The sequence below is a fragment of the Nonomuraea sp. NPDC049695 genome (assembly GCF_040674955.1).
GTDB classification, from domain to species: Bacteria; Actinomycetota; Actinomycetes; order Streptosporangiales; family Streptosporangiaceae; genus Nonomuraea; species Nonomuraea helvata.
The window spans coordinates 1-16,425 of record NZ_JBFANV010000151.1 but is presented as its reverse complement, the minus strand read 5'-3'; the positions used below and the strand labels follow the sequence as shown (position 1 = coordinate 16,425).

Sequence of the window (16,425 nt, the reverse complement as noted above, 5' to 3'; positions counted from 1 at the left end):
CGTTCGGCGACCTCATGGTCCACGGCGACCTGCCGCGTCGCGCGCCCGGCACGCCGCGACCCGACGGGTGGCGAAGCCGAACACATAGTTCGCCACGATGCCGATGACGATCAGACACGCGCACCACGCGGCCACCCTCGCCAAGGTCGCAGGCACTAACCGCAACAGGCGCTCCTGAGGTGAATCCATGCAGGGGAAACTTCCCCACCCGGTGGGGATAGGCGCGCTTTCAGGCTTCAAATCAGGGAAATGTTTGGAGAAATAGAATGTGCGTCACGGGTAGGGTCATTCCGCCCTACCAACTTTCTCACGAAGGCACGGTGAGCCATCTTCTGTGAAACGACACCGAGCTCGCGGCGGGGATCGGCGGTCTGGGCGTCATGCAGACGGCCGATCTCGCCGACGATGGTGTTGTTCGAACGTGGCGACAGGCGGCCGTCGGGCCGGCGGGCGGCGATGGAGGCGGCCGACAGGAGCAGCGCGGCCGCCTCGGTACCGGCGGCGGCCAGGTGGTCGCGCCAGGCGGTGACTTCGCGCGAGGTGACGGCCGAGAGCCGGTCGTGACCGAGTCCGCTCGTCGTCCACGCAACGAATCGCTCGAGGTGGCGGGTGATCTTGCCGGTGACCTCCGACGATCGGGCCCCGCGCACCGCCAGGTCGAGGTAGCGCTCGCTCCAGGCGGTGAGGCTGTCGTCGGCCGAATCGAGGCGCTCGGAGAGGCTGACCACCTTTCGTGAAGTGATTTCGGCGCGCTCCAGCCCGGGAGACGGGTCGGACGACCTGGGCGACTGGTGAGGCTTGTCGCCAGATAACTTCACGGAAGGGCCATTTCCTGAAAAGATCTCGGATGGACAGACACGTGTGTTCTTCCGAACAGGGGCGTGCGCCGATGGATCCGCTGCAGCCGGGTGACCCGCGCCAGGTTGGGCCGTACCGGCTGACCGGGCGGCTGGGGGCGGGCGGGATGGGCCAGGTGTTCTTGGGGTTTTCCCCCGGCGGCCGGAAGGTCGCGGTGAAGGTGATCCGGGCCGAGCACGCTTCCAGTCCGCAGTTTCGGGCGCGGTTCGCCCGGGAGGTGCAGGCCGCGCAGCGGGTGGGTGGGTTTCATACCGCGCCAGTGGTCGATGCCGACCCCAATGCCGAATCGCCGTGGCTGGTGACCGCGTTCATCCCCGGCCCATCCCTGCACCAGGTCGTCAGCGAGCAGGGCCCACTGGAACCAGGAGCGGTGCGCGGGCTGGGAGCAGGGCTGGCCGAGGGACTGGCCGCGATCCACGCCTGCGGGGTGGTGCACCGGGATCTGAAACCAGGCAATGTGATCATGGCCGAGGACGGGCCGCGGATCATCGACTTCGGCATCGCCCGCCCGGCCGACGCCAACTCCCTGACCTCGACCGGCGTGGTCATCGGCACGTTCGCCTACATGTCCCCCGAACAAGTGCGCGGCGAGCGGGCCGAGCCCGCCAGCGACGTCTTCTCACTGGCGTGCCTGCTGATCTTCGCCGCCACCGGGCAGGGCCCGTTCGACGCCCCGACCATCCCCGCGATCGTGCACCGCATCATCAACGAGGAACCCCGCCTGGACGGCATCACCGACGACCTCCGCGACCTGGCCGGCGCATGCCTGGCCAAAACCCCTGCCTACCGCCCCGGAGTTGAGGAAATCCTCACCCGGCTCGCCACCCGAGCCATCCCCACCGCGCCAGCGACGAAGATGCAGACGACGCCACCGGCCGGTCGGCCCGTCACCGCAGATAGGCCGACCACAACCCAGCCAGCCCAGCCGCCGCATCATCAGCCGCGGTCGCCGGCACTGACAGCCACCCCCACCCGGCCGCTCGCCGATGATGGTGGCACCGGGCCGAACGACCCGACGCCACCGTCATCGGCCACGCCCACCCGCCGATGGACTAAAAGCAGGGGTGCTCAGCTTCTCGCGGCCCTGTCGATGACTCTTGTGCTGGCGGCCGCCGTCGCCTACTTCTCCGCCGACCGCAACCGGAACATCGCCAGCCCGCAGTCGAGCGTCAGCGTCACTCCGGCCGCCCGGTACCTGCGGATGCCGGACTTCTGCGGATACGTGCAGAACAACGAGATGCGGGGCCGCGACGAACTGCAGCCCGGGCGCGATGAACCAGGGCTGGACGGCACCAACGACAGCAGGAACGCGAACTGCGGGTGGGGCAGCGCCGACAGCGTGAGGTGGAACAAGTTCCGGGTGATCATCAGCGCGCAGCTGTACGGGAACGTGGCAGCCGCAAAAGACGCCATGGCCGCCATCAAACCCGGCCGCACTACCATCGACGTCACAATTACGACGAGCAAGGCGGACGACGTCGGGGAAGAAGCGATGAAGTCGGTCGCAAACGAGTCACTCGACAAGACGCACAGATACAACGACTCCTGGGTCCACTTCCGGCGGAACAATGTAGTCGTCACCGTGTGGTACTCGGAGTCCAAGGTTCAGTTGAATGACACGCACAACAAGGACATGGTCACCGAACGCGCGCTGGGTTGGGGCAGATCCCTGGACGGCTTCCTCAGGGACGAACCGGAGAACCACGAAAAGCCCATCTGGGGCTGAACCGCCTCCGCTAGGAGTTGTCCAGGGCGGATCGTGTTTCATGGGTTGTTGCATACAGCTGGAGCTGTGAAACGCCCACTTGAAACGATCTCGGGGTGAGCGACGACGACTTCCTGCGCGTGGAAGCCAGCGACTGCCCCCGATGTCGAGTTGCGCCGCGCCCGCCGGGTCGCTGTGCCGGACCGGCAAGGGCAAGGTGGCCGTCCAGTACCACACCGTCCGATTCCGGCTCGTCCCTTCCCCCGCCAGGCCCTGCACGTCCCCACCCGCCGCCAAAGACCACGACTGGGGCAGCCGTCGTCTCTTCTCCGTACGGCTCCGACTCCAGGACATCAGTCCGGGTGCTCCCCGTGAGCCCTGTAGTGGCAGGTGACGCCTCGGAAGGTAGATCCGGAAGGTCAGCCGTGCGGGCGCGTTCGGCCGCCGTCGAATCCAACCCGCCGAATCAGCCGTCCAGCAGGGCCTGGGCGCGCGGTGTCCGGACGTACAGCATGGCCCGGCCGACGCGGTGTTTGGTGACCAGGCCCGCCGCCAGCAGCAGGGTGAGCTGCTCGGAGACGTTGGCGGGAGACAAGCCGGTACGGCGGGACAGGTCCGTGGTGGAGGCCGGCGTGTCCAGCTCCGCCAGCAGCAGGGCGCGGGAGCGGCCGATGACGGCGGCCAGCGCGTCGGGGGCGGGCGCCGTGCCGCGTTCCCACAGGGTGGCGATGGCGCGTACCGGATAGGTGATGATCGGCTGGCCGGGTGAGTCGGTGCGGTAGAACAGGCCGGGCCAGACGAAGATGGACGCGGCCAGCAGCAGCCCCTCGCCGGCCAGCACCCGGGACATCTCCTCGGGGCGCTGTTCCAGGTGCAGGTTGCGGCCTTCCCAGTGGATGGCCGAGTGCATGTCCGCGAACACGCCGGCGGGGCCGTGTTCGGCGTATTGCCTGGTGCGATAGAGCAGGTCGCCTTCGAGGAGGTTACGCATGCGTGGCCAGTGCGGGGCGATGGCGAGCTGCCAGTAGGTCTCGATGGCGTGCACCAGCCGTTCGAGACCCGCGGCCGGATCCTGGTGCAGCTGCGCGGCGCAGCCGGTCAGCGGGCCGAGCTCGCTCGCCATGCGGTCGAGGTCGGCGCGGATGACTTCGTGGGGAGTGGCGCGTAACACCGCCAGTTCGCCCGTCAGGTCCGGGGTCGGGCTGGTGGGGACGGGGCAGAGGAAGTCGGGGATGTAGCCACGGCCGGTGATGAGATCGAGCAGCGGCGCGAGCTCGCTGCCGAGCTGTGGGCGTACCTGCTTGAACCAGGGCAGATGCAAGGCGCGCGTGCCGGGCGTGCGCAGGGCGTGGATGCTGGCGGCGACCTCCCGCAGCGGGGAGAAGGCGAATCTGAGGAAGGACAGGTCGTAGGCGGAGAACGCCAGTGTGAGCATGCCCGGGGACTCCTTGGATTCGGCTGCGGCCGAATGTATCGCAGAGGCCCACGGGCCGGTGGCTCAGGCCGGCTCGGACTCCAGCAGGTCCGCGACGGGCGCCGGGCGGTCCAGGAAGCCCAGGTGTGATGAGGGCAGCGAGGCGGTGCGGAATCGGTTGCGCGGGGTCAGCGCGTCCGCCTCCCGGATCATCCGGTCCTGCAGCGGCAGCGGGACGGCGCGGTCCGCGGTGAGACGGACGAAGGTGCGCGGGACGCTGCCCCATCGCGCCGGGTCCGGGCGGGCGTCGGTGAAGGACAGGATCGCGGCCTCGTCGGGCTCGCATTCGGCGAGGATCGCGCGCAGGCGTTCGTCGGTGCCGTCGGCGAGGAACGCGGCCTTGGCCGTGGCCAGGAACGCCGGGTCGGCCGAACGCCAGTTGGTGCGCAGGGCGCCGGTCTGAGCCGGGTCGCCCACCTTGGGCAGGTTCAGGACGAGGCTCGGAGCACCCTCCGGGGTCCTGTACGTGTCGTAGACCGTCGGCTGTGCCGTACAGCAGAAGGCCGAGATGTAGACCAGGCGGGCGAGCAGGTGCGGCACCGCATCGGCCACTTTGGTGATGGTGATCCCGCCGAGGCTCTGCCCGGCCAGTACCACCGGCCCGTGCGGGGCCAGGCGCCGTACGGCGGCGGTGACGTGCGTGACGTTGGCCGCGAGCGTCACCTGCGCCAGCGGTGAGGGGGCCGCGGCGAACGCGGCGAGGTCCTGCGGTGCCTGGTACGACGCCGGGAAGAAGCCGCCGGGGCCGTGCCCGGGCAGGTTCACGGCACAGACGCGGTGGCCGCGCTGGGCGAGTTCGGCCGCGACGGCGCTCCACACGCCGGCGTTGCCGTTGCTGCCGTGCACGAGCACGAACGTCCTGGTCCTGGCGCCCCGGGCGAGGGGGCCGCCGAGCAGCCCCAGCCCGCCCACGCTCGCCGTTCCGCGCAGCAGGGTGCGGCGGCCGACGGCGCTCATCGCGCGCCCTCGACCGCGCGGCGGACCTGCCGGCTCAGCAAGGTCACGGCCAGAGCGACGAGGACCAGGCCCTGCACGGCCTGCTCGATGCGGACCCACAAGGGGTAGGGGCTGTCGGGCAGCAGCGCCAGGGCCGCGATGCCGAGGGATCCGGCGATCGAGATCCACAGCAGGCGGCGGTACGCGCCACGGCTGCCCCGGCCGAGCTGGGCCGCCCAGCGGAGGCTGAACAGGGCCAGGACCAGGACACCGATGGCCCGGATCCACACGACCGCGTTCACCGCGGCCGGGTCGGTGATACTGAGCACCGCGGTCGCGGCGATCAGCCCCGCGCTGAGGACCGTGAAAAGCTGCAGGAGTCGCAGCGGCGTTGTCGTCATGATGTCGACGGTATGGACGGGGACGAAAGTCGGACATCAGGCTGGACCCATGACCGGGTGGGGCCGGCCCCACCCTTGAAGAAAGGGGACGAGGTGCGTCGTGGCGGTGTGTGCCTTGCCCTGCTGGCACTGAAGGTGCCCGCGGTGGCGTTGCTGGCGGTGCCGCCGCTGGCGTTGACGCACCTGTACGGCGCGCTTTCGTTTCCCGCGCTGGTGCTGCTGGTGTTCGGCGGCCGCCGCCTGGCCACCGTCAGCCGGGCGCTGCACCGGCGCTGGACGGACACGACGATCGCGTCGCCGTACCCGCCCCGGCCGCGGATCGAGCGCGCCGAGCAGGGCTGGTACTGGACCGGGTACGACTACCACCGAGGCCGGCCGCTCGCCACCGTGTCGCTCTGGTTCAACTGGGTCGCGCGCGACCCGGCCACCTGGCGAGATCTGCTGTGGCTGGCGCTCGATCCGGTCGCCGGCACGATCCTGCTGCTGCCGGGCCTGCTCGGCCTCGCCGCGCCGCTACGCTGGCACGCGCGGTGGACCCACGCGCTGCTCGCCCCGACCGGCCACGCGCGACTCACCGACCGGGTGCGGCAGCTGACCGACACCCGCGCCGAGGCCCTCGACGCGCAGGCGGCCGAACTCGAACGCATCGAGCGTGACCTGCACGACGGCGCCCAGGGCCGCCTCGTGGCCATCCAGCTGACCCTGAGCATGGCCCAGCGGACGCTGCGCGAGGACCCCGACAGCGCCGACGAGCTGCTGCGCGAGGCGCGGGCCACGGCGGCGGCCGCCGTGGCGCAGCTCCGTGACCTCGTGCACGGCATCCGCCCGCCGGTGCTGTCCGAGCGCGGCCTCATCGACGCCCTGCGCCTGCTCGCCCTCGAGCACCCGCTCGCCGTGAGCGTGACCGCCGATCTGCCCGGACGGCTTGTCCCGCCGCTGGAGTCCGCGGTGTACTTCGCCGCCGCCGAGCTGCTGGCCAACGTGGCCAAGCACGCCCAGGCGGGCAGCGCTTCGGTCCACGTCGTCCGCCGTGGAGGATTGCTCCGGCTCACCGTCATCGACGACGGCATCGGCGGCGCCGATCCGGCCGCCGGGACCGGCCTGGTGGGCGTGGAGCGCAGGCTGCGGCCGTTCGACGGTACGCTCATCGTCGACAGCCCGCCCGGAGGCCCGACCACCGTGACCTTGGAGGTGCCGTGCGCGTTGTCCTCGCCGAGGACCTCTACCTGCTGAGGAACGGCATCGAGCGGATGCTGCACGCCTACGGCATGCAGGTCGTCGCCGCCGTCGACAACGGCCCCGACCTGCTCGACGCGCTGCTGACGCACCGGCCCGACGTGGCGGTCATCGACGTGCGCCTGCCCCCGACGCACACCGACGAGGGCCTGCGCGCCGCGATCACCGCCCGCCGCGAGGTGCCCGGGCTGCCGGTGCTCATCCTCTCGCAGTACGTCCAGCAGCTCTACGCCCGCGAACTGCTCGCCGACGGCGGCGGGAGCGTCGGATACCTGCTCAAGGACCGCGTCTCCGACACCGACGAGTTCGTCGACGCCCTGCGCCGCGTGGCCGCCGGCGGCACCGCCGTCGACCCGGACGTGATCGCCCGGCTGCTCGCCCCCGACCGCGCTCCCGCAGGACTGACGCGACGCGAGCTGGACGTGCTGTCGCTGATGGCGCAGGGACTGTCGAACGCGGTCATCGGCAAGCGGCTCTTCCTCAGCGAGGGCTCGGTCAGCAAGTACACGACGCAGATCTTCGCGAAGCTCGGCCTCGAGCCGTCCCCGGAGACCCACCGCCGGGTCCTGGCCGTCCTGGCCTACCTCGACACCAAGCCCACCTGACGCCGCCGCTGGTGAGGCCGCCGGGCAGCGCGCCGCACACCTCCTGGCCTGACGGGCTCAGCCGGTGAAGTCGGCGGCGTGGTCCCGAGCCCACCGGCCGTAGGCGCGCGCGGGCTCACCGGTCACCTTCTCGACCGTGTCCGTGGTCGGCGCCGGACGGCCGACCGCGTCCCGCGAGTGGCGGATCACGGAGTCGGCGACCTCCGGCGACGTCCAGCGGCTCAGCTCCTCGCGGTGTTCGGCCAGGTCCTGCACGACGAAGCCGACCGGCCGGCCGATCGCCTCCCCGATCAGCTCCGCCTGCCGCCTGCGCGTGACCGACTCCGGCCCGGTCAGCTCGTACACCGCTCCCTCGTGCCCGGGCTCGGTCAAGGCCCGCGCCGCGACCGCCGCGATGTCGGCCTCGTGCACGGGAGCGGAGTGCGCGTCGGGGAACGGGTCCCGTACCACCCCCTCGGCGCGTACCGATGCCGCCCACGACAACGTGTTCGTGGCGAAGGCCCCGGGCCGCACGAACGTCCAGGCCACGCCTGAGCCGGCCACCACGCCCTCGGCGTCGCGGTGAACGCGGGCGATGGCGTCCTCCTCCTCGCTGCCGCCGAGCAGGGCCGACAGGAGCACGATGTGCTCCACCCCGGCGGCCACGGCCCGCTCGACGAAGCCGTCCACGCCGCGCGGTTCGGCGTATAGGAAGAGCTTGGTGACGCCGGCCAGGGCCGGGCCGGCCGAGCCGGGATCGGCGAGGTCGCAGAGCACCGCGGGGAACGCGGAGGCGGCGGGGTCGCGGCCGGCGGCGCGCACCTCCTCCCCCGCGGCGAGAAGCTGCTGTACGAGGCTGCGCGCGACGTGACCGCGCGCTCCAGTGATCAGGATCGTCATGCGACCAGGCTGGCCGGGCCGCAACGGCGACGGGTAGGCACCGGCGGGCCTGGGACTCGCGGTACCAGCCCGCTGGGAGAAGATGGAGCCATGGAGTGGAGGCCATGAGCAAGCGCACCGAACTAGCAGATTTCCTGCGCAGCCGGCGGGCGCGGCTCCAGCCGGAAGAGGTGGGGCTGGCGCCCGGCCACCGCCGCCAGACGGCCGGGCTGCGGCGCGAGGAGGTCGCGCTGCTGGCCGGCATCTCGGTCGACTACTACATCCGGCTGGAGCAGGGGCGCGGGCCGCAGCCGTCCGAGCAGGTCCTGTCCGCGCTGGGGCGCACCCTGCGGCTGACCGGCGACGAGCACGACTACCTGCTGCGGATCGGCGGCCGGCCTCCGGCGCCGCGCCCCGGCGCCCCGGCCGGGCCTCCCCCGAACGTCCTGCGCCTCCTGGAACGGCTCGGCGCCGTCCCGGCCATGGTGATCAACGTGTGCTGGGACGTGCTGGCCTGGAACCACATGCTGGCCGCCCTCATCGGCGACCCCTCGGACGTGCCCGCCCGCGAGCGCAACACGCTCCGCTGGCTGTTCGGCTCGCCGACGCTGCCGCCCGACCATACCGAGTTCGCCCGCCAGGCCGTCGCCGACCTGCGGGCCAGCGCCCGCCACCCGGACGATCCGAACGTACGGCGCCTGGTGAGCGAGCTGTCGGCGGCCAGCCCGCTGTTCGCCGAGTTGTGGGCCGAGCGGGAGATCGAGGTGCCGCGAACGGTGACGAAGCGGGCGGTGCACCCCGTGGTGGGAGAGATCGAGCTCGACTGCGAGATCCTGCCCCTGCCGGGCGGCGAACACCGCCTCGTCCTCTACACCGCCGCGCCGGACACCCCCTCGCACCACGCCCTCCAGGCACTCTCCTCCATGGCCCGACGTGACGGGTGATCCGCTTACGACATGATCAGCGCGATGACGCCCCGGCCGCGGTCGCCCGCCTCGGCCAACCAGCGCGTCTGGCACATGATCGCGGTCTCGAATCTCTCGAACGCGTCGAGCTGCTCGGCGGTCTTCTCCATGACGTCGCGAAGGGCGTCCCAGGAGATGTCCGCCCCATGCCGGGCGGCTCGGCGTACGGTAGCCGGGCGAAGCCCGTAGACGACCGGGGCGGTCAACGGCACGGAGGCGTCCGCACTGAGATCGTCGTGCCGCGTGGGCGTTCCAACGGACTCCGGATACAGCAGGGCCACGAGCGCGTCGGCCGGCTGCCGGATCGCATCCGGCAGGCTGTCGCGGAATTGCCGGTAATACCACCCCGCCTCGACGAGCGGCATTCCCGGCCCGAGCATCTGACGGACGTCCACGCCCGGAATGCCGTCGAGCTTGAGATCGACCGGCCTGCCGGACTTTCGCGGCTCAGCCCGGATCTCGCCCTGTTCGTCGCGCCGCAGCACGTGCGCACCCCGTGCCCGTACCCAGAGCTCGTCGGCGAATCCGGCAGGGCCGCCGGTGCGGGCCCTGCCGGATGCCTTCCATCAGTTGCAGGGGCTCGAGGACCAGTCGATGTAGCCGGAGAGCCTGCCCCAGGTCGACACCTGACCATCGCAGAATTCCGTCTTGACCCCCACCAAGTTGGTGCGCGCGGAGTCGGAGAAGTACTGGGTGTTGCACATGTAGCCGGCCGGGCAGCGAGGGACGGCCTGCGCGGCGCTCGGGACGGTGGCGAGCGTGGCGGTGGCCAGGGCGGCGACGGCCAGTACGCGACGGATCATGAATTGTCCTTCCTGATCGCGGGGAAATGGCGGGAATCAGCTACAGAGGGTTTCGGACCAGTCCTTGTGTACGGTGCGTACGCCCCATTCGGAGAAGGAGCCGTCGCAACCCTCGAAGCGGCCGCCGACCACCTGGGTCCAGGTGCTGTCGGAGTAGTACGTGGTGACGCATTGGTAGCCGAGCGCGCAGGCCCTGGCCTGCGCGGGACCGGCGGGGAGGGCGACGAGGGCGGTCGCGGCCAGAGCCGCGGCGACGAGGGCACGGCGGATCATCAACAGTCCTTCCCGAACCTGGAACAGGGGGGTGCCCCGGCCTTCGGCCGGGGAGCGGGCAGACGAATTCGGGTGGCCGTAGGAGCAGGCGGGACCCGTGGAGAAAGCCCCGCCGGAGACGGACAGATGCTCGGTCAGAAGAGGTCTGATAGGGACCGCGTACGCCCGGGTTACCGGTGGTTCCGTCGCCGACGGCGTTGGTACGGGCCGAGTCGGATCAGTACGTGGTGGTGGAGTGGAGGACGAGCGCGCGACGGATCATCCATGGTCCTTCCCGAGCACGAAGCGGCACAAAGGTTCTGCGACTTCTTCATGAGCGGCCCAGCCGGTGATCGAAATGATCCGTCCTACAAGACGAAAACGCAAGGGGGGCTCATATTCCGCCACGCCCCGTAGAACAACGATCACGTTGACCGCATATTTCGCGATAAGCGGTTGATGTCGACCCAGCGACGTTCGGCGGCCGCCCACGTTCAGGGGGCTGGGCTCGCGTTCGCCGGGCTTTCCTGGCGGGCCAGCAGTCCGGAGATGGTCACCTCCACGGTTCGGCGCATGACCTCGGTGAAGTCGAGCCGCATGGCAGCCAAGGCGGGGTCTGATGCGTAGACGGCCAGCATCGCGTCTGAGGGCCGGCTGCACGGCCAGGCCGTGGTGACCATCAGCAGGGTCACTTCGACCGCGTGGGCGGCGCCCCCGGTGCCGAGCTCGGGCAGGTGCCGCAGGACCTGCTGGAGCAGTGCCTCCATGGAGTGCTTGGCGGCGTACTTGTGCCGGGCGGCGACCTCGGCGGAGATGTTGTGCTCCAGCACCGCGGCCTGCGCGCTGAGCAGGTCGCACAGGACCGGCCGCCGCACCAGCGACTCGGCCAGGATCTCGGCCAGCCGGTCGCCGCGCTGCCGGGGCGTGCCCTCGCCGGGCGGGAAGGACCCCTCCAGGCCGGCGATCCAGTCCTGGACCTCGGCGTCCAGCAGTTCGAGCAGGATCGCCTCGCGGGAGTCGAAGTAGCGCAGCACGTTGGATTTGGCCAGCCCGATGCGGCGGCTGAGCTCGTTCAGGCTGAGCTTGGCGACCGGTGTCTCGGTCAGCATCGCGGCCGCGGTCCGCAGGATCTTCTGCCGCCTTTCGGTCCGCTGCTCGTCGGTGCGGGCGCGCTTGAAGGTCACCGCCCCATGTTACATACCGGCGGTCTTTTGTTAAAAGCCTAGCGGTCTGTTACGAAGGAGGCCGCCAAACGGCTGGCCGGAGCGCGAGGCGAGGTGGTGCTCGCGGTACGCACCCCGGCCAAGGGCGAGCAGGCCCGCGCCGAGATCCTCACCGCGCATCCCGCCGCCCGGGTGCGGGTCCGCCGCCTGGACCTGGCCGACCTCGCCTCGGTCGGCGAGTTCGTCGATACGCTGATCGCCGACGGCCGGCCGCTGGACGTGCTGGTGAACAACGCCGGCGTGATGCAGGTGCCCCGCCGCCACGAGAGCGCCGACGGGTTCGAACTGCAGTTGGCCAGCAATTTCCTCGGCCCGTTCGCGCTGACCGTCCGGCTACTACGGCCCCCGCTGGTCGATGGTCGGCCCGACCAAGGCCGTCCGGCCGCCGCGCCGGGCCCTGGACAAGGCGGCCGCCGCCCGTCTGTGGGCCGAGGCCGAGCGCCTGACCGGCGTGTCGGTCCCCGCTCACCCCTGGCTCACACCGCCGGGCCATCGCGGAGTACGCCACGCACGACGTCGAGTCGCACACCCGGTTCGAATTCCGGCAGCCACCATGTCGCGCCGGCATTCGCGTACGGCTCGGGATCGACACCGAGCGGCAGGCCGACGGCGATGTCGTAAGAGTCCATCTCGCCATGGCGCAGGTCGGTGAGGGTGTCGACGATCTCGGCAAGCTGGTCCGGGTGCTCGAGATTGGCCGGGAAGAAGCCATCGAGCCGGGAGGCCCGGCGGATCGGCTTGACATTGCCCGGGAATCCGGCAGCCCACACCGGCACGCCGGGCCGCTGAACCGGCCGCGGTAGGAACGCGAGGTCGTCGACGGTGTAGTGCTCGCCGCGATGGCGCACCGGCTCGCCGGACCAGGCGGCGGTCAGGATCGCCAAGGACTCGTCGAGCATCCGCCCGCGCCGCCGGTCGTCGAGCTGCTCACCGGTCTTGGACAGCTCGCCGCCGAACCGGTCGCTTCCGAGGCCGACGCCGAGGGTGAGGCGGCCGTCGCTGAGCCGATCCAGCGTCGCGGTCTCCCGCGCGACCTTGGCCGGCCGGCGACGGGGCAGCGGCGACACCATCGGGCCGAGTCGCAGCCGCTCAGTCGTGGTCGCGATCGCCGCCAGCGCGATCCACGGATCGGCGACTTGTCTGACCGGCGCCCGCCAGCACAGCTGATCCCACACGAAGCAGCCGTCCCAGCCGGCTTCCTCCGCGTCGGCGGCGAGGCGCGCGATCACCCGCGGGTCGGCGAGGTCGTCGAAGAGCGGCAGCCAGAGTGCCGACCGTGGCCGGTTCATGGGCGGCCTTCTTCCGTGTGTCGTACCAGGGCCGAGACGAGGTCATCCCACACCGGCCCCGGCAGGTCGTGCCCGGCCCCTTCCAGGACCAGCAGCTTCGCACCGGGGATGGCGTCGCGCAGCGCCTTGCCGTGCGGCAGCGGCAGGAGTGGGTCGTGGTCGCCGTGGACCACGAGCGTCGGCGCGGCGATGTCGCCGAATCCGCCTCGAGCCGGCCCATCGAGGTCGATGGCGTAGTGGTTGGCCAGAGTCGACGCGTAGCTCCTGGCGCGCGCCACGTCACGTTCGACCAACGCTCGGCTCGCGGCCTCGTCGAAGTACGGCGAGCCACCGGCGTACGCCCTCGCGCCGGCGACCACGTACTCGACGACCGCGGCCGCGTCGGAGGAATCCGGCTCGGCCGGCATGACGAGGTCGCTCGACGGCGGCGGCAGGTCGTCGGCGCCTGTCGAGGTCGAGACGAACGTCAGTGACGCGACCCGATCGGGATGGTCCACACCGAGGATGAGCCCGATCCCGCCGAACATCGACTGACAGACCACGTGGGCGCGTTCGATGCCCAAGGCGTCCTGGATGCCGAGTACGTCCAGGGCCAGGTCGGTGAAGGAGTACGCCGGCCGTCCCGGCGGGTAGCAGGTCGACCGGCCGGTGTCCCGATGGTCGTACCGGACCACGAACCGACCATGGGCGGCGATCCGTTCGCATAGTCGGGCGTCCCACCACAGCATCGAGGCGGCCGCCCCGGCCACCAGCGTGATCGCCGGGGATGCGCGGTCTCCGAAGGCCTCGACACACAGCTCGACGCCGTTGATCGACAGGAGTTGCTCGCCGTGGGATTGATGAGCGTTCATGTCTGGGACCCTAGGCGTGCTGGTTCATCGTGAAAAGCGATGATTTCCGATCGAATCAATCGCCTTGGACGATTGGTGTCACTATGCTGGCATGCGTGACCGACATCGAGCTGCGCCACCTGGCGGCGATGGCCGCCATCGTCGAGCAGGGCTCGTTCGGTGGGGCGGCCGCCCGTCTCGGGTACACCCAGTCGACGGTGAGCCAGCAGATCGCGGCGTTGGAGAGGGCTGTCGGCGGCCTGGTGTTCGACCGGCCGGGCGGTCCCAAGCCAGTACGGCTCACCCCACTCGGCTCCGTGGTCCTCGACCACGCTCGCGAACTGCTGGCGAAGGCGGAGGCGCTGGCCGACGCCGTGGACCGGTTCAAGGCGGGAGACGGCCGGATCTACATCGGCACGTTCCAGAGCGTGTCCAACGTGATCCTGCCCTCGGTCGTACGGCGGTTGCGAGATGAGCACCCTGGCTGTGACATCAGGTTGTCCGAGGAGGAGCCGGAACAACCGCAGATCGGCGACCTTGACCTGCTGTTCTACGACGGCCGCATCGACGGCGATGTCGAGCACCTCAAGCTGCTCGACGATCCGTACCTGCTGGTGGCCAACGCCGGCACCTTCCCCGCCGGCCCGGTCCCGATGGAGCGGCTCGACGGCGCACCGATGGTGGCCTGGCCGCTGACCTGCGACCAGCCCTGGATGGAGCAGGCTCTCGCCCGCAGCGGCGCCCGTCCGCAGATCGTGTTCCGCACCGCCGTCAACGACACCCTGCTGTCGATGGTGCGAGCGGGCCTGGGATCGGCGGTGCTGCCCTGGCTCGCCGTCCGCGGTGCCGGCGTCCCATCCGACGACAGGCTCCGCGTCCACGAGCTACGGCCCTCCCTGCCGCCACGGGAGATCTACCTGCACTGGCGGGCCGGACGTACCCACTCACCACTTGCCACCAGAGCCATCGAGCTCGCCGTCGAGGCGGCGGCCGAGGTCACGCCGCCGCCGGCCAACGCTTGATGCGCGGGGTCTGCAGGCCCTGAAGAAGGTGTGCCTGTTCGGCGGCGGTGTTCGCGGCTCGTTGTCCACACCGTCGTCAGCGTGATGCGGGTGGGCTCGGCTCAGGCAGGCTCGCAGGAGGCAGAACGTCGACGTCGAGCACGCCGGCGCGATCAGCGGTCCCCTTTCAGGGCGCCTCCCACCACGGCTGCACGCCTTCCTCGGCGACGAACTCGTAGAAGTCCATGTTGCTGATCTCCAAGTTGCTCGCCATCGACCCGACCATGCGGCAGGGAAGGACGGCGGGCTGCCCTGGGGTGTCGTACAGATCGACGACGGTCAGCGGCCGGCCGGGCTCGGCGAAGGTGCGGTGGTCGGCGAGCGCGACCAGCGTGGTGTGCTCCGCGGACGGCACCAGCGCCGGGACCTGGCCCGGCTGGAGCCCCTCGAAGGCCCGGTCGTCGACGACCAGCGCCACCAGCGGGTCGTCGTCCTCCACCTCGATCTCGTCCACGTCCAGGTCCGCGCCGAGCCAGCCGTCCTCGTCGATGCCGCCCAGCTCGTCCAGCAGCGCGCGCCAGCCCTCCTCGTCGTCGAAGGAGGTACGGACCAGCAGGGGCGCGGCGGTGGAGGGCAGCGCAGGGAAGGACCGGTGCGCCGGCGCCGTCGGCACGGGGAAGGCCGGTCGGCCGCCGTCCCCCTGGTACATGCCGGACCGATCCATGTCGCGCACCAGGTCGTCGAACGCGAGCGCACCGCCCAGCAGGGCCGCCAGGATCTCGCCGAGCCGGGCCGGCGGGACCCGTACGCCGCGCCCGGGTATCGCCGTCACGTCCACCAGCAGCGGCCCGTCCCCGCCGGACACCACCGGGATGTCCACCAGGACGACGACCGGCGGCACGGGGCCGCCGCCCGGGATGAGCGCCGGGACGTCACCGCCGTGCAGATAATGCCATCCGGGGTCCGCGACCAGGCGGAGCCGCACCCCGCCGTCGCCGAGGACGCGCACGTCGCCGTCCTGGTGACCGCCGATCGCGTTGAGCAGCCCGCCCCACGAGGCTTTGCCGTCCTTGTAGAACGTGCAGACCAGGAGCACTTCACCGGGCGCCGGTCGCGGAAGTTCGGGTCGGGACATGACTCCTCCGGAGGGAATGACGCGAAGATCAGGACCCTACCGCGGAGGATGATCGCCGGCGCCACCGGCATCGGCGCGGTACGGCGAGCCACGCCCCGGCCCGGCGTTCCCGGGGCTCACCTGCGACGGAAGAAGAACGGAAGAGCGGCACCGTAGCATCCTGCGCCTACGCTTCCATCTCCCATGATTGGATGATCTGTGCGGAGACACATCGCACTTCTTGCTTCTTTATTCGCCCTCGCCGCCTCAATAGCGCCCATGACGCCGGCGGCGGCGGCCAGTACGGCCTCGATCTCATGGCAGCCATGTACGGAAGACGCAACCGTCGATTGCGGAACCCTGACCGTACCCCTTGACTGGGGCAACCCCGACGGCGAGAAGATCCAACTGGCGCTGGCACGACGCAAGGCCACCAACCCCTCGGCACGGATCGGCTCGCTGGTCGTCAACCCCGGCGGACCCGGCGGCTCGGGCAAGCAGATCGTGCTCAAGGACCGGCTGCCCTTCTCCTCCGAGATCACCAGCCGGTTCGACATCGTGGGCTTCGACCCACGCGGCGTGGCAGGCAGCCATCCCATCCAGTGCTCCCAAGACCTGGCCTCACAAGCGCCCGACCCGTTCCTCAAAAGCCAGGCCGACTTCGAGCGGCTGCTGGCCTTCAACCAACGCTACAAACAAGACTGCCGGGCCCGTACCGGCCCGCTGTTCGACCACGTGGACACCCTCAGCGTCGCACGCGACCTGGACACCATGCGCCAGGCCCTCGGCGACGACAAACTCTCCTTCTACGCCATCTCCTACGGCACCCTGATCGGCCAGATCTACGCCGAGCGGTTCCCCGGCCGAGTCCGCGC

The 16,425-nt window shown here is 70.7% G+C and carries 18 protein-coding genes and 1 pseudogene; 7 read left to right on the top strand and 12 right to left on the bottom strand.

All coding sequences use genetic code 11. The annotated features are described in order from the left end of the window. Nucleotides 1–236: 236 nt before the first annotated feature. Nucleotides 237–818, bottom strand: coding sequence for a hypothetical protein (locus AB0J64_RS54695; protein ID WP_364046085.1), 582 nt, complete (start codon nt 816–818; stop codon nt 237–239). Between the two features lie 29 nt (nt 819–847). On the opposite strand from AB0J64_RS54695, the gene AB0J64_RS54690 reads away from it, so the two are divergent. Further along, nucleotides 848–2,584 carry a protein kinase gene (locus tag AB0J64_RS54690; RefSeq protein ID WP_364046083.1) on the top strand — a complete coding sequence of 579 codons (1,737 nt, stop codon included), beginning with the start codon at nt 848–850 and terminating at the stop codon, nt 2,582–2,584. Between the two features lie 445 nt (nt 2,585–3,029). On the opposite strand, the gene AB0J64_RS54685 is transcribed toward AB0J64_RS54690, so the two are convergent. From AB0J64_RS54685 to AB0J64_RS54675, 3 genes are all read right to left on the bottom strand, one after another. After that, nucleotides 3,030–3,998, bottom strand: a complete 969-nt coding sequence (locus tag AB0J64_RS54685; protein ID WP_364046081.1) for a helix-turn-helix domain-containing protein — start codon at nt 3,996–3,998, stop codon at nt 3,030–3,032. Between the two features lie 63 nt (nt 3,999–4,061). Further along, a complete protein-coding gene (locus AB0J64_RS54680; RefSeq protein WP_364046079.1) occupies nt 4,062–4,994 on the bottom strand; it encodes an alpha/beta fold hydrolase in 933 nt (310 codons plus the stop codon). Continuing rightward, the gene (locus AB0J64_RS54675) at nt 4,991–5,374 is read right to left on the bottom strand and encodes a hypothetical protein (RefSeq protein ID WP_364046077.1); all 384 of its coding nucleotides are present in this window, start codon (nt 5,372–5,374) and stop codon (nt 4,991–4,993) included. Before AB0J64_RS54675 ends, AB0J64_RS54680 begins: the two co-directional genes overlap by 4 nt. Before the next feature lie 93 nt (nt 5,375–5,467). Here AB0J64_RS54675 and AB0J64_RS54670 point away from each other — a divergent pair, with 93 nt between their 5' ends. Together AB0J64_RS54670 and AB0J64_RS54665 are read left to right on the top strand one after the other, a co-directional pair. Continuing rightward, entirely contained in the window at nt 5,468–6,607 is a 1,140-nt protein-coding gene (locus tag AB0J64_RS54670; RefSeq protein WP_364046075.1) for a histidine kinase, read from the top strand. Further along, the gene (locus AB0J64_RS54665) at nt 6,571–7,215 is read left to right on the top strand and encodes a response regulator transcription factor (protein WP_364046073.1); all 645 of its coding nucleotides are present in this window, start codon (nt 6,571–6,573) and stop codon (nt 7,213–7,215) included. Before AB0J64_RS54670 ends, AB0J64_RS54665 begins: the two co-directional genes overlap by 37 nt. A 57-nt stretch (nt 7,216–7,272) precedes the next feature. On the opposite strand, the gene AB0J64_RS54660 is transcribed toward AB0J64_RS54665, so the two are convergent. Continuing rightward, complete coding sequence (locus AB0J64_RS54660; protein WP_364046071.1) at nt 7,273–8,094, bottom strand: NAD(P)H-binding protein; 822 nt, start codon at nt 8,092–8,094, stop codon at nt 7,273–7,275. A gap of 104 nt (nt 8,095–8,198) precedes the next feature. Here AB0J64_RS54660 and AB0J64_RS54655 point away from each other — a divergent pair, with 104 nt between their 5' ends. Further along, a complete protein-coding gene (locus AB0J64_RS54655; RefSeq protein ID WP_364046069.1) occupies nt 8,199–9,017 on the top strand; it encodes a helix-turn-helix transcriptional regulator in 819 nt (272 codons plus the stop codon). A gap of 5 nt (nt 9,018–9,022) precedes the next feature. On the opposite strand, the gene AB0J64_RS54650 is transcribed toward AB0J64_RS54655, so the two are convergent. The 4 genes from AB0J64_RS54650 to AB0J64_RS54635 all read right to left on the bottom strand — a co-directional run bounded on the left by AB0J64_RS54650 (nt 9,023) and on the right by AB0J64_RS54635 (nt 11,277). Then, complete coding sequence (locus AB0J64_RS54650; protein ID WP_364046067.1) at nt 9,023–9,523, bottom strand: hypothetical protein; 501 nt, start codon at nt 9,521–9,523, stop codon at nt 9,023–9,025. Between the two features lie 81 nt (nt 9,524–9,604). Beyond that, complete coding sequence (locus AB0J64_RS54645; protein WP_364046065.1) at nt 9,605–9,841, bottom strand: DUF6289 family protein; 237 nt, start codon at nt 9,839–9,841, stop codon at nt 9,605–9,607. Between the two features lie 36 nt (nt 9,842–9,877). Continuing rightward, nucleotides 9,878–10,114, bottom strand: a complete 237-nt coding sequence (locus AB0J64_RS54640) for a DUF6289 family protein (RefSeq protein ID WP_364046063.1) — start codon at nt 10,112–10,114, stop codon at nt 9,878–9,880. A 473-nt stretch (nt 10,115–10,587) separates the two neighbouring features. Continuing rightward, nucleotides 10,588–11,277, bottom strand: a complete 690-nt coding sequence (locus AB0J64_RS54635) for a TetR family transcriptional regulator (protein WP_364046061.1) — start codon at nt 11,275–11,277, stop codon at nt 10,588–10,590. A 54-nt stretch (nt 11,278–11,331) separates the two neighbouring features. Between AB0J64_RS54635 and AB0J64_RS54630 the strand changes: the two are divergent. Then, nucleotides 11,332–11,646, top strand: a pseudogene (locus tag AB0J64_RS54630) (SDR family NAD(P)-dependent oxidoreductase); the annotation flags it as partial. A gap of 146 nt (nt 11,647–11,792) precedes the next feature. Here AB0J64_RS54630 and AB0J64_RS54625 read toward each other — a convergent pair. Next, entirely contained in the window at nt 11,793–12,605 is an 813-nt protein-coding gene (locus tag AB0J64_RS54625) for an LLM class flavin-dependent oxidoreductase (RefSeq protein ID WP_364046059.1), read from the bottom strand. Next, on the bottom strand, nt 12,602–13,456 hold the full coding sequence (locus tag AB0J64_RS54620) for an alpha/beta fold hydrolase (RefSeq protein ID WP_364046057.1): 855 nt from the start codon (nt 13,454–13,456) through the stop codon (nt 12,602–12,604). Before AB0J64_RS54620 ends, AB0J64_RS54625 begins: the two co-directional genes overlap by 4 nt. A gap of 95 nt (nt 13,457–13,551) precedes the next feature. On the opposite strand from AB0J64_RS54620, the gene AB0J64_RS54615 reads away from it, so the two are divergent. Further along, nucleotides 13,552–14,457, top strand: a complete 906-nt coding sequence (locus AB0J64_RS54615; RefSeq protein ID WP_364046055.1) for a LysR family transcriptional regulator — start codon at nt 13,552–13,554, stop codon at nt 14,455–14,457. Between the two features lie 166 nt (nt 14,458–14,623). On the opposite strand, the gene AB0J64_RS54610 is transcribed toward AB0J64_RS54615, so the two are convergent. Then, nucleotides 14,624–15,571 carry a hypothetical protein gene (locus AB0J64_RS54610; RefSeq protein ID WP_364046053.1) on the bottom strand — a complete coding sequence of 316 codons (948 nt, stop codon included), beginning with the start codon at nt 15,569–15,571 and terminating at the stop codon, nt 14,624–14,626. Between the two features lie 258 nt (nt 15,572–15,829). Here AB0J64_RS54610 and AB0J64_RS54605 point away from each other — a divergent pair. Then, the coding region (locus AB0J64_RS54605; protein WP_364046051.1) for an alpha/beta fold hydrolase at nt 15,830–16,425 on the top strand (596 nt) is incomplete at its 3' end.